Below are 12933 nucleotides of genomic sequence, written 5' to 3' on the forward strand. Positions count from 1 at the left end.
GCGCCGACCGGGTGCGGGTGGCCCGCAGGAAACGGAGGCGACCGTGACTGAGAATCGGAACTTGCTGCTACGGCGGGTGCGGCCGTACGGCGAGGGCGAGCCGGTCGACGTGCTCGTCTCCGACGGCGTCATCGCCGAGATCGGGCGGCTCGACCCGCCCGGCGGCGTCGAGGTGATCGAGGGCGAGGGACGGATCCTGCTGCCGGGATTCGTCGACCTGCACACGCACCTGCGGGAACCGGGCCGCGAGGACGCCGAGACGATCGAGACCGGGTCCGCCGCGGCCGCGCTGGGCGGCTACACGGCGGTGTTCGCCATGGCCAACACCGACCCGGTGGCGGACAACGCGGTGGTGACCGACCACGTGTGGCGCCGGGGGCGCGAGGTCGGACTCGTGGACGTGCACCCGGTCGGCGCGGTCACCGTGGGACTCGCGGGGGAGCGCCTGGCCGAGATGGGCACGATGGCGAACTCGGCCGCCGGGGTGCGGATGTTCTCCGACGACGGCCACTGCGTCGCCGACCCGCTCGTGATGCGCAGGGCGCTGGAGTACTCGACCGCGCTCGGCGTGGTGGTGGCCCAGCACGCCGAGGAACCGCGCCTCACCGTCGGGGCCCAGGCCCACGAGGGAGAACGGGCCGCCCGGCTGGGGTACGTGGGCTGGCCCGCGTCGGCGGAGGAGTCGATCGTCGCGCGGGACTGCGTGCTGGCACGACACGCACGGGCCCGGCTGCACGTGTGTCACGTCTCGGCGGCGGGCACCGTGGAGGTGCTGCGCTGGGCCAAGGAGCAGGGCACCGAGGTGTCGGCCGAGGTGACTCCCCACCACCTGCTGCTCACCGACGAGCGGTTGGCCACGTTCGATCCGGTCAACAAGGTCAATCCGCCGTTGCGCTCCGAGGCCGACGTGCAGCGGATGCGCCGGGCGCTGGCCGACGGGGTCATCGACTGCGTGGCCACCGACCACGCGCCGCACGCACCGCAGGACAAGGACACCGAGTGGACGACGGCCCGTCCGGGGATGCTCGGACTGCAGACCGCGCTGTCGGTGGTCGTGGAGACGATGGTCCGTCCCGGCCTGCTCGACTGGCGCGGCGTGGCGCGGGTCATGAGCGAGCGGCCCGCCGAGATCGTCGGGTTGCCGGACCAGGGCAGGCCGCTGGCCGTGGGTGAACCCGCCAACCTCGTGGTGGTGGACGCGGACGCGGAGTGGACGGTTCGCGGTTCCGAGCTGGCGAGCCGGGCGACCAACACGCCGTACGAAGGGCTGCGGCTTCCGGCCGTGGTGAGCCTCACGCTACTGCGCGGGCGTGTGACGTCGCGCGAAGGGAAGATTGTGTGATGGACCGGCTCCTGCTGACACTGTTGTGCTTCGCATTCTTCGCGCTGTGCCTCTACGGCATGTGGCGTGGCTGGCGACGACAGGCCCGTACCCAGAGCGTGCTCGTGCCACCGTTCCCGACGGTTCCCGAGGAACGAGGCGAGTTGCTGCTCTCCACCCGCGGCCTTTACGTCAGCACGACGATGTCGGGGCATTGGCAGGACCGCATCGTCACCCGCGGCGCGGGGATGCGGGGGCCGGCGGCGCTGCGACTGTACGACCGGGGAATCGAGGTCGACCGCGACGGCGCTCCGGGTTTTTGGATTCCACGCGACAGCATCGTTCGCGTGGGGACGGCGAAAGGAATGGCGGGCAAGGTCATGGGCACCGAGAGCCTGTTGGTGTTCACGTGGCGCCTTGGAGACGTCGAGCTCGACACCGGTCTGCGCGGTGACGACCTTTCCGTCTACCCGCAGTGGATCGAGCAGGCCAAGGGAGGTGCCCAGGTATGACCGGCACGCACACTGCCGCCGTACTCGTGCTCGAGGACGGTCGGATCTTCCGGGGGACGGCGTACGGCGCGCGGGGGCGCACCCTCGGCGAGGTGGTCTTCTGCACCGGCATGACCGGTTACCAGGAGACGCTGACGGACCCGTCCTACCACCGGCAGATCGTGGTGCAGACGGCGCCGCAGATCGGCAACACCGGCTGGAACGACGAGGACGACGAGTCGGACCGCATCTGGGTGGCGGGCTACGTGGTCCGCGACCCCGCGCGGACGCCCTCCAACTGGCGGGCGACCCGGTCGCTGGACGACGCGTTGCGCGAGCAGGGCGTGGTGGGAATCGCGGGGATCGACACCCGCGGCCTCACCCGGCATATCCGGGAGCACGGCGCCATGCGCGCGGGCATCTTCTCCGGTGACGCGCTCGCCCCGGACGACGAACTGGTGGAGCAGGTGCTGGCGAGCCCGAGGATGAAGGGCGCCGACCTCGCCGGCGAGGTGACCACCGCGAAGCCGTACGTGGTGCCCGCGAAGGGCGAGACCCGGTTCCGGGTCGCGGCGCTGGACCTCGGCATCAAGGCGAACACGCCGAGGCAGCTGACGCGGCGGGGAGTGGAGGTCCACGTGCTGCCCGCGAGCAGCGACCTCGACGACATCCTCGCCGTCGACCCGCACGGGGTGTTCTTGTCCAACGGACCCGGTGACCCGGAGACGCAGCACCACGCGATCGACCTCACGCGCCGGGTGCTGGAGCGGGAACTGCCGCTGTTCGGCATCTGCTTCGGCAACCAGATCCTCGGCCGGGCCCTGGGGCTGTCGACCTACAAGATGCGTTTCGGCCACCGGGGCGTCAACATCCCCGTCCTCGACGTGGCGACGGGCCGGGTGGCGATCACGTCGCAGAACCACGGCTTCGCTTTGGAGGGTGAACCCGGCCAGCACTTCGACTCCCCCTTCGGCAAGGCGCGCGTGAGCCACTACTGCGCCAACGACGGCACCGTGGAGGGGCTGCGCTGCGAGGAGGTGCCCGCGTTCTCCGTGCAGTACCACCCCGAGGCCGCCGCGGGCCCCCACGACGCGGCACTGCTGTTCGACGACTTCGTGACCCTGATGGAGGCCCGCCATGCCCAAGCGCAGTGACATCGAGCATGTACTCGTGATCGGGTCCGGGCCGATCGTCATCGGCCAGGCCGCCGAGTTCGACTACTCCGGTACCCAGGCGTGTCGCGTGCTCCGCTCCGAGGGACTGCGCGTGAGCCTCGTGAACTCCAACCCGGCGACGATCATGACCGACCCGGAGTTCGCCGACTCGACCTACGTGGAGCCGGTGACCCCGGAGTTCGTGGAGAAGGTCATCGTCGCCGAGCAGGAGAAGGGTCGTCCGATCGACTCGCTGCTGGCCACCCTCGGCGGGCAGACGGCGCTGAACTGCGCGGTCGCCCTCCACGAGCGGGGAGTGCTGGAGAAGTACGGCATCGAACTCATCGGGGCCGACGTCGACGCCATCCAGCGCGGTGAGGACCGGCAGAAGTTCAAGGACATCGTGCGGGCCGTCGGCGGCGGGGTGCCGCGCAGCGCCGTGTGCCACTCGATGGAGGAGGTCCGGGAGACCGTCGCCGAACTCGGGCTTCCGGTGGTCATCCGGCCGTCGTTCACGATGGGCGGGCTGGGCTCCGGCATGGCGCACACGCCCGAGGAACTGGAGCGCATGGCCTCGTTCGGGCTGGAGGAGAGCCCGGTCACCGAGGTGCTCATCGAGGAGAGCGTCCTCGGGTGGAAGGAGTACGAGCTGGAGCTCATGCGCGACCGGCACGACAACGTGGTGGTCGTGTGCTCCATCGAGAACCTCGACCCGATGGGCGTGCACACCGGCGACTCGATCACCGTGGCGCCCGCGATGACGCTCACCGACCGTGAGTACCAGCACATGCGCGACGTCGGCATCGCGGTGCTGCGCGAGGTCGGTGTGGACACCGGTGGCTGCAACATCCAGTTCGCCGTCAACCCCAAGGACGGCCGCATGGTCGTCATCGAGATGAACCCGAGGGTGTCGCGGTCGTCGGCCCTGGCGTCGAAGGCCACCGGCTTCCCCATCGCCAAGATCGCCGCCAAGCTCGCCATCGGGTACACGCTCGACGAGATCACGAACGACATCACCGGTGAGACCCCGGCGTCGTTCGAGCCGACGCTCGACTACGTCGTCGTCAAGATGCCCCGGTTCGCGTTCGAGAAGTTCCCCGGCGCGGACCCGGAACTGACCACGACGATGAAGAGCGTGGGCGAGGCGATGGCCATCGGGCGCAGCTTCCCCGAAGCCCTGGGCAAGGCCATGCGTTCCCTGGAGACCAAGGCCGCCGGGTTCTGGACGCGCCCCGATCCCGAGGGGGCAACGCTGGAGTCGACGCTGGAGCAGCTCCGCACGCCTCACGAGGGTCGGATCTACGCCGTGGAGCGGGCGCTGCGCCTCGGCGCCACGGTGGAACAGATCCACGAGGCCAGCGGCATCGACCCGTGGTTCATCGACCAGCTCGCCCTCATCGGCGAGATCGGGGCCGAGATCCGGGATGCGCCCGTGCTGGACGAGGAGCTGCTGCGCAAGGCCAAGCGAATCGGGCTGTCCGACCGGCAGCTCGCGGCCCTCCGCCCCGAACTGGCGGGGGAGGACGGCGTGCGCGCCCTGCGACACCGGCTGGGGGTCCGTCCGGTCTTCAAGACCGTGGACACCTGCGCCGCGGAGTTCGAGGCCAGGACGCCGTACCACTACTCGGCCTACGAGTCCGACCCGGCCGCGGAGTCCGAGGTGGCGCCGCAGCGCGAGAAGCCGAAGGTACTCATCCTCGGATCGGGGCCCAACCGCATCGGCCAGGGCATCGAGTTCGACTACTCGTGCGTGCACGCCGCGCTGGCTCTGCGCGAGGCGGGCTTCGAGGCCGTGATGATCAACTGCAACCCGGAGACGGTCTCCACCGACTACGACACCTCCGACCGCCTGTACTTCGAGCCGCTCACGTTCGAGGACGTACTGGAGATCGTGCACGCGGAGCAGGAGTCCGGCGACGTCGTCGGGGTCATCGTGCAGCTCGGCGGTCAGACGCCGCTCGGCCTCGCTCAGCGGCTCGCTGACGCGGGCGTGCCCGTCGTGGGCACCCCGCCCGAGGCCATCCACCTGGCCGAGGAACGTGGGGCGTTCGGTGACGTGCTTACGGCCGCCGGCCTGCCCGCCCCGAAGTACGGCATGGCGACCTCGTTCGACGGGGCCCGCCGGATCGCGGACGAGATCGGCTACCCGGTGCTCGTGCGGCCGTCGTACGTGCTCGGCGGCCGGGGCATGGAGATCGTCTACGACGAGGACTCCCTGCGCGGCTACATCGAGCGCGCCACCGAGGTGACGCCCGAGCACCCGGTGTTGGTCGACCGGTTCCTCGACGACGCCATCGAGATCGACGTCGACGCGCTCTACGACGGCGAGGAGCTGTACCTGGGTGGGGTCATGGAGCACATCGAGGAGGCCGGGGTGCACTCCGGTGACTCGGCGTGCGCGCTGCCGCCCATCACGTTGGGCCGCACCAACCTGGAGGAGGTGCGCCGGTCGACCGAGGCCATCGCCAAGGGCATCGGGGTGCGCGGCCTGCTCAACGTGCAGTACGCCCTCAAGGACGACGTCCTGTACGTGCTGGAGGCCAACCCCAGGGCGTCGCGGACCGTGCCGTTCGTCTCGAAGGCCACCGCGGTGCCCCTGGCGAAGGCGGCGGCGTTGCTCATGACCGGCTCGTCGATCGCCGAGCTGCGTTCCCGTGGCGTCCTGCCCGCCGAGGGCGACGGCGGGATGCTGCCCCTGGGTTCCCCGGTCGCGGTGAAGGAGGCGGTCCTGCCGTTCCACCGCTTCCGCACGCGGGAAGGCCAGGGCGTCGACTCCCTGCTCGGCCCCGAGATGAAGTCGACGGGCGAGGTGATGGGTGTCGACCTGTCCTTCGGGGTGGCGTTCGCGAAGTCCCAGGCCGGGGCGTACGGCTCGCTACCCACGCACGGAACCGTGTTCGTGTCGGTCGCCAACCGCGACAAGCGGTCGCTGGTGTTTCCGGTGAAGCGGCTCGCGGACCTCGGCTTCAAGGTGCTGGCGACCGCGGGCACGGCGGACGTGCTGCGGCGCAACGGCATCGAGTGCTCGGTGGTGCGCAAGCATTACCAGGGCAGCACACCCGAGGAGCCCAACATCGTCGAGATGATCCTCGCCGGCGGCGTCGACATGGTGATCAACACGCCTTACGGCAACAACGGGCCGCGCGTGGACGGGTACGAGATCCGCACGGCGGCGGTGTCACGGGGCATTCCGTGCATCACCACCGTCCAGGGGGCGGCCGCCGCGGTGCACGGCATCGAGGCGCTGATTCGCGGCGACATCGTCGCACGCTCGCTCCAGGAACTGCAGGCCACCGTCCGCGAGGTGACCGGCGCATGAACGGAGCCGGCGGTGCCTCCTCGGGCGTGCCGTCGTTCGGCGCGCGCCTGACGGAGGCGGTGGCCGCGCGGGGGCCGCTGTGCGTCGGCGTGGACCCGCATCCGGCGCTGTTGGAGGCCTGGGGGCTCCCCCTCGACGTGGCCGGGTTCGAACGCTTCGCCCTGACCGCCACGGAGGCCCTCGCGGACTCCGTGGCGGTGCTGAAGCCGCAGTCGGCCTTCTTCGAGGCGTACGGGGCGGCGGGGATCACGGTCCTCGAACGCGTGATCTCCACCGCCCGGCAGGCGGGAGCGCTGGTGTTGCTGGACGTCAAGCGCGGTGACATCGGATCGACGATGGCCGCCTACGCGGCCGCGTACCTCGCCGACACCGCGCCCCTGGCGGCCGACGCGATCACCGTGTCCCCCTATCTGGGGTTCGGGGCGCTGGAACCCGCGTTCACGCGGGCACGGGAGACGGGACGCGGCGTCTTCGTGCTCGCGCGGACGTCCAACCCGGAAGGGCACACCGTCCAACGGGCGCGTGATTCCCGCGACGTCACCGTTGCCCAATCCATTGTGGATGAGGCGGCGAAGCTCAACGCCGGCGCGGAACCACTCGGTGACGTGGGGGTGGTGGTGGGAGCCACCGTGGAGCCGGACGAGGTGCGGTTGGACACACTCAACGGTCCCGTGCTCGTCCCCGGCTTCGGCGCACAGGGGGCCACGGCGGAGGACCTGCGGAGGGTCTTCGGGTCCGGGGTGCGGGGGCTGCTGCCCACGTCGTCGCGGGACATCCTGCGTCACGGTCCCGATGCCGAGGCGTTGCGGGCGGCCGCGGAGCGGGCGAAGGACAGTATCGCCTCCATCCTGCCGTAGTCGCCCTCGGCATCGGCACAAGCCCTGGTCCGACCGTATTTTGATCTTGCACTACGCTACGCCTCGTGGCGTCAGGTGGGGTTCCGACGCGACGAACGGAGTGTTCGATTCCGATCTCACAGCCCGACATCGGGAAGCGGTCTTCGTGAGTAGGGTCGTCTCTGGCCGGGTCACGGCGTCCAGTCGTGAACGGTTTCCCTGTGTCGTCGGCCGAGGTCGGCGACATTCGCGGTCGGCGCCACCCCCGCATTGAGAGTCCAGGTCGAGGGTGGGTACGGTCGCCACACCCACCCAGAATTTTTGAGTAACACCGGAGGAAAACGTGGCACTTCCCCAGCTCACCGAGGAACAGCGTGCTGCGGCGCTGGAGAAGGCCGCCGCCGCCCGTCGCGCTCGCGCGGAGCTCAAGGAGAGGCTCAAGCGTGGCGGTACGACCCTCGCCGAGGTGCTGAAGCAGGCCGACGAGGACGAGGTCCTCGGCAAGATGAAGGTCTCCGCTCTGCTGGAGGCCCTGCCGGGCGTGGGTAAGGTGCGTGCGCAGCAGACGATGGAGCGGTTGGAGATCGCCTCCAGCCGTCGTCTGCGTGGCCTCGGCGACCGGCAGCGCAAGGCGCTGCTGGCCGAGTTCAGCGGCGAGTGAGCGAGCAGAACCGCGGCTCGAACGCGGCGGGCTTTTCGGCCTGCCGCGCGACGCAGGGTGAGTCGGTGCCGGGCGCGAGCCCACGGCACCGGCTCACCGTCGTCTCGGGCCCTTCCGGGGTCGGTAAGTCGAGCGTGGTCGCGGAGTTGCGCAGGCTGTGCCCCGACATCTACTTCAGCGTGTCGGTGACCACGCGCCCGCCGCGTGCGGGCGAGGTGGACGGCGAGCACTACCACTTCGTCGACCGCGAGACCTTCGAGGCGATGGCGCGCGGCGGCGAGTTGCTCGAACACGCCGAGTTCGCGGGTAACCGTTACGGCACCCCTCGGGCCCCCGTGGAGCGCATGCTGCGCGCGGGCCGTCCGGCGGTGTTGGAGATCGAACTCAAGGGCGCCCGCCAGGTGCGCCGGGCGATGCCCGACGCGCAGTTGGTGATGCTGTTGCCGCCTTCCTGGGAGGAACTGGTCGACAGGCTCACCGGCCGGGGCACGGAACACGACGACGCCGTGCGGGCCCGCCTGCGGGAGGCCGAGAAGGAACTCGCGGCGGCCGACGAGTTCGACGCGCGCATCGTCAACGACGACGTGCGGACCGCCGCGCGCCAGTTGCTAAGCTTGGTGATTGGCCGAACCACCGTTTGCGACGAGACGGAGCACAGTCAGTGACCGCGATTACGCTGGGTGCGCAGGGTGAGCAGCTCGAAGGCATCACCAACCCGCCCATCGACGACCTGCTCGAAAAGGTCAGCTCCAAGTACGCTCTGGTGATCTACGCGGCGAAGCGCGCCCGTCAGATCAACGACTACTACGCCCAGCTCGGCGAGGGCCTGCTGGAGTACGTGGGGCCGCTCGTGGAGCCGGGCCCGCGCGAGAAGCCGCTGTCGATCGCTCTGCGCGAGATCCACGCGGGTCTGCTGGAGCACACCGAAGGCGAGTAGTCCGCCGGTGGGAACACGGCCGCGGGTCGTCCTGGGCGTCGGCGGTGGTATCGCTGCCTACAAGGCCTGTGAGGTGCTGCGTGGGCTCACCGAGACCGGACACGACGTCCAAGTGGTCCCCACCGCCGCCGCCCTGAACTTCGTCGGGGCCGCCACGTTCGAGGCACTGTCGGGAAACCCGGTGAACACCGACGTGTTCAGCCGGGTCCCGGAGGTGCAGCACGTCCGGGTCGGTCAGGAGGCCGATCTGGTGCTGGTCGTGCCCGCGACGGCCGATCTGCTGGCCAAGGCGGCACACGGACTCGCCGACGACCTGCTCACCAACACCCTGTTGACGGCCCGGTGCCCGGTGGCGTTCTTCCCTGCCATGCACACGGAGATGTGGGAGCATCCGGCCACCCGTGACAACGTGGCGCTCCTGCGCTCGCGGGGCGTCGTCGTCACCGAGCCCGACTCCGGTCGGTTGACCGGCAAGGACACCGGCAAGGGGCGCCTGGCTCACCCGCAGGAGATCGTCGAGCTCGCCCGCCTGTTGTTGGCCCGTCCCGACGCGTTGCCTCGGGACCTGGAGGGCAAGCGGGTCGTCGTGTCCGCCGGGGGCACCCGCGAGCCGCTGGACCCCGTGCGTTTCCTGGGCAACCGCTCGTCGGGCAAGCAGGGCTACGCGCTCGCCAGGGTCGCCGCGCAGCGGGGGGCCGAGGTGACGCTCGTGGCCGCGCACACGGCCGCGCTCCCCGACCCCGCGGGCGTGCACCTGGTGCGGGTCTCCACGGCCGAGGAGCTTCAGGCCGCGGTGACCACGGCGGCCGAGGCCGCCGACGTCGTCGTCATGGCGGCGGCGGTCGCGGACTTCCGTCCCGCCACGCGCGCCGAGCACAAGATCAAGAAAAAGGACGACGGCTCGGCGCCGACGGTCGCGCTGACCCGCAATCCGGACGTGCTCGCCGGTCTGGTGGAGCGGCGGCGTCCGGGGCAGCTCATGGTGGGCTTCGCGGCCGAGACGGGGGACGAGAACGGCAGCGTGCTCGACCACGCTCGCGCGAAGCTGAAGCGCAAGGGCGTGGACCTGCTCGTGGTCAACGCCGTCGGTGAGGGCCGCGCGTTCGAGGTCGACGAGAACACCGGCTGGCTGCTGTCGTCCGACGGGCTCGAACAGCGCATCCCGATGGGCTCGAAGTCCGAACTGGCGACCGCTGTGTGGGACGCCGTGTCGGAGTTGGTGCGGACGGGCGAGCGGTCCCAGTAGGCTTCTGTCGCATCGACACGTCGAGTGAGGATGGGGCGAAAGTCCGGTGAGTGCGTCGAACCGCAGGTTGTTCACGTCGGAGTCGGTGACCGAAGGGCACCCCGACAAGGTCTGTGACTCGATCAGCGACTCGATTCTGGACGCGCTGTTGAGCAAGGACCCGAACAGCCGGGTCGCGGTGGAGTCGCTCATCACCACCGGCCAGGTGCACGTGGCCGGTGAGGTGACCACCGAGGCGTACGCCGATATCCCGACCATCGTGCGCGAACGCATCCTGGAGATCGGGTACGACTCGTCGGCCAAGGGGTTCGACGGGGCCTCGTGCGGGGTGAACGTGGCCATCGGTTCGCAGTCCCCCGACATCGCCCAGGGTGTGGACGCCGCCTACGAGACGCGGGTCGGCGCGCACGATCCCGACAACGTCGACGAGTTGGACCGGCAGGGGGCCGGGGACCAGGGGTTGATGTTCGGGTACGCGTGCTCGGACACGCCGGAGCTGATGCCGTTGCCCATCGCGTTGGCGCATCGGTTGTCGCGGCGGTTGACGGCGGTGCGCAAGGACGGCACGGTGCCGTACCTGCGGCCGGACGGCAAGACGCAGGTGACCATCGAGTACGAGGGGGATCGCCCGGTGCGGTTGGACACCGTGGTGATCTCCAGCCAGCACGCCGACGGCATCGACCTCGACAAGCTGCTCGCGGTCGACATCGCCGAACACGTGGTGACGCCGGTGCTGCGCGAGATGGGCTGGGAGCAGGGGGACGCCCGGCTGTTGGTGAACCCCACGGGTCGGTTCGTGGTGGGTGGTCCGATGGGGGATGCGGGGTTGACGGGTCGCAAGATCATCGTGGACACCTACGGTGGGATGGCGCGGCACGGTGGTGGTGCGTTCTCGGGTAAGGACCCGTCGAAGGTGGACCGGTCGGCGGCGTACGCGATGCGGTGGGTGGCCAAGAACATCGTCGCCGCGGGCCTCGCGGACCGGGTGGAGGTCCAGGTGGCGTACGCGATCGGCAAGGCGGCGCCGGTGGGGTTGTTCGTGGAGACCTTCGGTACGGAGAAGGTGGATCCGGCCAAGATCCAGTCGGCGATCACCGAGGTGTTCGACCTGCGTCCGGCGGCGATCATTCGTGATCTGGACCTGTTGCGGCCGATCTATGCGCCGACGGCCGCCTACGGGCACTTCGGTCGTACCGATCTCGACCTGCCGTGGGAGAGGACCGACCGGACCGAGGAGTTGCGAAGCGCTGTCGGAGCGTGACGGCGCGCCACCCCTTCGGGGGTGTGGACGTTGTGGTGGCCTAGACTTCCTGACTCATGGTGCAGGCTCAGGAGGTCGTGTCGAGCCCGGTGGCGGCGGCCGATTCGGAGAAGACCAAGCCGCGCAAACCGCGTTACATCAGTTGGGACGCCGTCCGCGTGATCGGCATCTTCGCGGTTTTGAGCTTCCACGCCACGTTGCTCGCGCCCCTGAATCTTCCGGGGCTCGACCTGCCGCCCGAGCCGCTGCGCATGGACTTCCCGTTCGGCGCCTCGGTGCTGATCACCGTGTCGGGCTACTTCGCGGCGATGACGATCGGCAAGCACTCGTCGCTGCGCTGGTGGCTGCGTCGGCTCGCGCGTCTGCTGCCCGCGTTCTGGGTGGCCGTGCTGGTGATCTTCGCGGCCACGCAGTTGTTCGCTCCCGAGGGGCTGCCGCGGCACACCTACCGTGACCTGATCGGCAACCTGGCGCTGGTGCACCTGCTGGTGCCCGACATCGCCTACATCGACCTCGCGCACTGGACGGTTCCGGTGCAGGTCGCGGGCTTCACCGTGATTGCCCTGCTCGCCGCGAGCAAGCGCGTGCGGGGCAACGTGGCCTCGGCGGTGATGTGGGCGGTGCTGCTCGTGCCGCTGGCGATCCGGTACCTGTTCATGGGGCCCGGCGACATCGTCCCCACGTGGCTGTCCATCGCGATGGACGGCACCGGCTTGAACCGCTCGCACCTGCTGCTCGCGGGATTCGCCATCTACCGCTGGTCGAAGAAGCGCATGAGCTTCACCCAGCTCTACCTGATGCTCATCGTCGTGCTGTTCGCCCACGACCTGCACCCGCCGGACAACGACGCCGTGCTCCCGTACGCGGTCGCCTTGGTGCTGATCTGTGTGGCGGCCTACGAACCGGCGTGGAACGGCCGGGTCTTCACGGTGCTGGAGCGGCCGATCCGCTGGCTCGCCGGCATCTCCTACGGCGTGTACCTCATGCACTACGTGATGGGCACGATCGTCGCCCGCCACCTCGCGGACCTGGGCGTGCCGTGGTGGGGCTGGGTGCCCGCGTGGTTCGCCACGGCCATCGTGCTGGGCTGGGCGTTGACCAAGTTCGTGGAGCGCCCCGCGTTCGACTTCCTCAACAAGTGGATCACGCCGAAGAAGCCCACCGGGGCGACGAGCCCGGCCCGGTAGCCCGTGTGAGGTGGGCGAACCGGGCGGGTCTGGTAAAGAGGAACCGATGAGCCGCTCGGACACCGACCCACTGTGGGAGCTGCCGCGACCTGCGTCGCGGTCGGCGAGCGCGGGCAAGCCGGCGAAGTCCCGACGTAACGGGAAGGGGCAGCGGCAACCCGCCGACACCGACCCGGTCGCGCGCGTGCTGGTGGACGTTCCGCTGGCCCACCTCGACCGGACCTTCGACTACCAAGTGCCGCGCGAGTTCGCCGACACCGCCGTGCCGGGTTGCCGGGTGCGAGTGCGCTTCGCGGGCCAGCTCGTGGACGGCTACCTGGTGGAGCGGGCGGCCACCACCGACTACACCCGGAAGCTGGCGTTTCTGGAGCGGGTGGTCTCCCCCGAACCGGTGCTGTCGCCCGCGTTGTTGCGCGTGTGCCGGGCGGTCGCCCGCCGGTACGGGGGCACGCTCGCCGACGTGGTCCGGCTGGCTGTCCCGCCCCGGCACGCGCGGGTGGAGGGAGAACCTCCGCCGGAA

12 protein-coding genes are annotated in these 12933 nt (G+C 70.1%); all 12 read left to right on the forward strand.

The window, feature by feature from the left end; genetic code table 11:
* Positions 1–43 precede the first annotated feature (43 nt).
* Positions 44–1342: a dihydroorotase gene (locus SACGLDRAFT_RS08475; protein ID WP_005463633.1), complete on the forward strand. Its 1299-nt coding sequence runs from the start codon at positions 44–46 to the stop codon at positions 1340–1342.
* Positions 1342–1833 (forward strand): PH-like domain-containing protein, encoded by a 492-nt coding sequence (locus tag SACGLDRAFT_RS08480; RefSeq protein WP_005463634.1) that lies wholly within the window; start codon positions 1342–1344, stop codon positions 1831–1833. Before SACGLDRAFT_RS08475 ends, SACGLDRAFT_RS08480 begins: the two co-directional genes overlap by 1 nt.
* Positions 1830–2966, forward strand: coding sequence for a glutamine-hydrolyzing carbamoyl-phosphate synthase small subunit (carA, locus tag SACGLDRAFT_RS08485; protein WP_005463635.1), 1137 nt, complete (start codon positions 1830–1832; stop codon positions 2964–2966). Before SACGLDRAFT_RS08480 ends, carA begins: the two co-directional genes overlap by 4 nt.
* Complete coding sequence (gene carB / locus SACGLDRAFT_RS08490) at positions 2950–6285, forward strand: carbamoyl-phosphate synthase large subunit (RefSeq protein ID WP_005463636.1); 3336 nt, start codon at positions 2950–2952, stop codon at positions 6283–6285. Before carA ends, carB begins: the two co-directional genes overlap by 17 nt.
* On the forward strand, positions 6282–7142 hold the full coding sequence (gene pyrF, locus SACGLDRAFT_RS08495; protein WP_005463638.1) for an orotidine-5'-phosphate decarboxylase: 861 nt from the start codon (positions 6282–6284) through the stop codon (positions 7140–7142). The genes carB and pyrF overlap by 4 nt, the downstream gene beginning before the upstream one ends.
* Before the next feature lie 322 nt (positions 7143–7464).
* Positions 7465–7782: an integration host factor, actinobacterial type gene (mihF, locus tag SACGLDRAFT_RS08500; RefSeq protein WP_005463640.1), complete on the forward strand. Its 318-nt coding sequence runs from the start codon at positions 7465–7467 to the stop codon at positions 7780–7782.
* Positions 7779–8447 carry a guanylate kinase gene (gene gmk / locus SACGLDRAFT_RS08505; protein ID WP_005463641.1) on the forward strand — a complete coding sequence of 223 codons (669 nt, stop codon included), beginning with the start codon at positions 7779–7781 and terminating at the stop codon, positions 8445–8447. Before mihF ends, gmk begins: the two co-directional genes overlap by 4 nt.
* A complete protein-coding gene (rpoZ, locus tag SACGLDRAFT_RS08510; protein ID WP_005463643.1) occupies positions 8444–8719 on the forward strand; it encodes a DNA-directed RNA polymerase subunit omega in 276 nt (91 codons plus the stop codon). Before gmk ends, rpoZ begins: the two co-directional genes overlap by 4 nt.
* Before the next feature lie 7 nt (positions 8720–8726).
* Entirely contained in the window at positions 8727–9965 is a 1239-nt protein-coding gene (gene coaBC, locus SACGLDRAFT_RS08515) for a bifunctional phosphopantothenoylcysteine decarboxylase/phosphopantothenate--cysteine ligase CoaBC (protein ID WP_005463645.1), read from the forward strand.
* Between the two features lie 46 nt (positions 9966–10011).
* Positions 10012–11226: a methionine adenosyltransferase gene (gene metK / locus SACGLDRAFT_RS08520; protein ID WP_005463647.1), complete on the forward strand. Its 1215-nt coding sequence runs from the start codon at positions 10012–10014 to the stop codon at positions 11224–11226.
* A gap of 56 nt (positions 11227–11282) precedes the next feature.
* Positions 11283–12413, forward strand: coding sequence for an acyltransferase family protein (locus SACGLDRAFT_RS08525; RefSeq protein WP_005463649.1), 1131 nt, complete (start codon positions 11283–11285; stop codon positions 12411–12413).
* 46 nt (positions 12414–12459) lie between these two features.
* A partial coding sequence (locus tag SACGLDRAFT_RS08530; protein ID WP_005463650.1) for a primosomal protein N' family DNA-binding protein occupies positions 12460–12933 on the forward strand: 474 nt, incomplete at its 3' end.

This window comes from Saccharomonospora glauca K62 (assembly GCF_000243395.2).
Lineage (GTDB): Bacteria > Actinomycetota > Actinomycetes > Mycobacteriales > Pseudonocardiaceae > Saccharomonospora > Saccharomonospora glauca.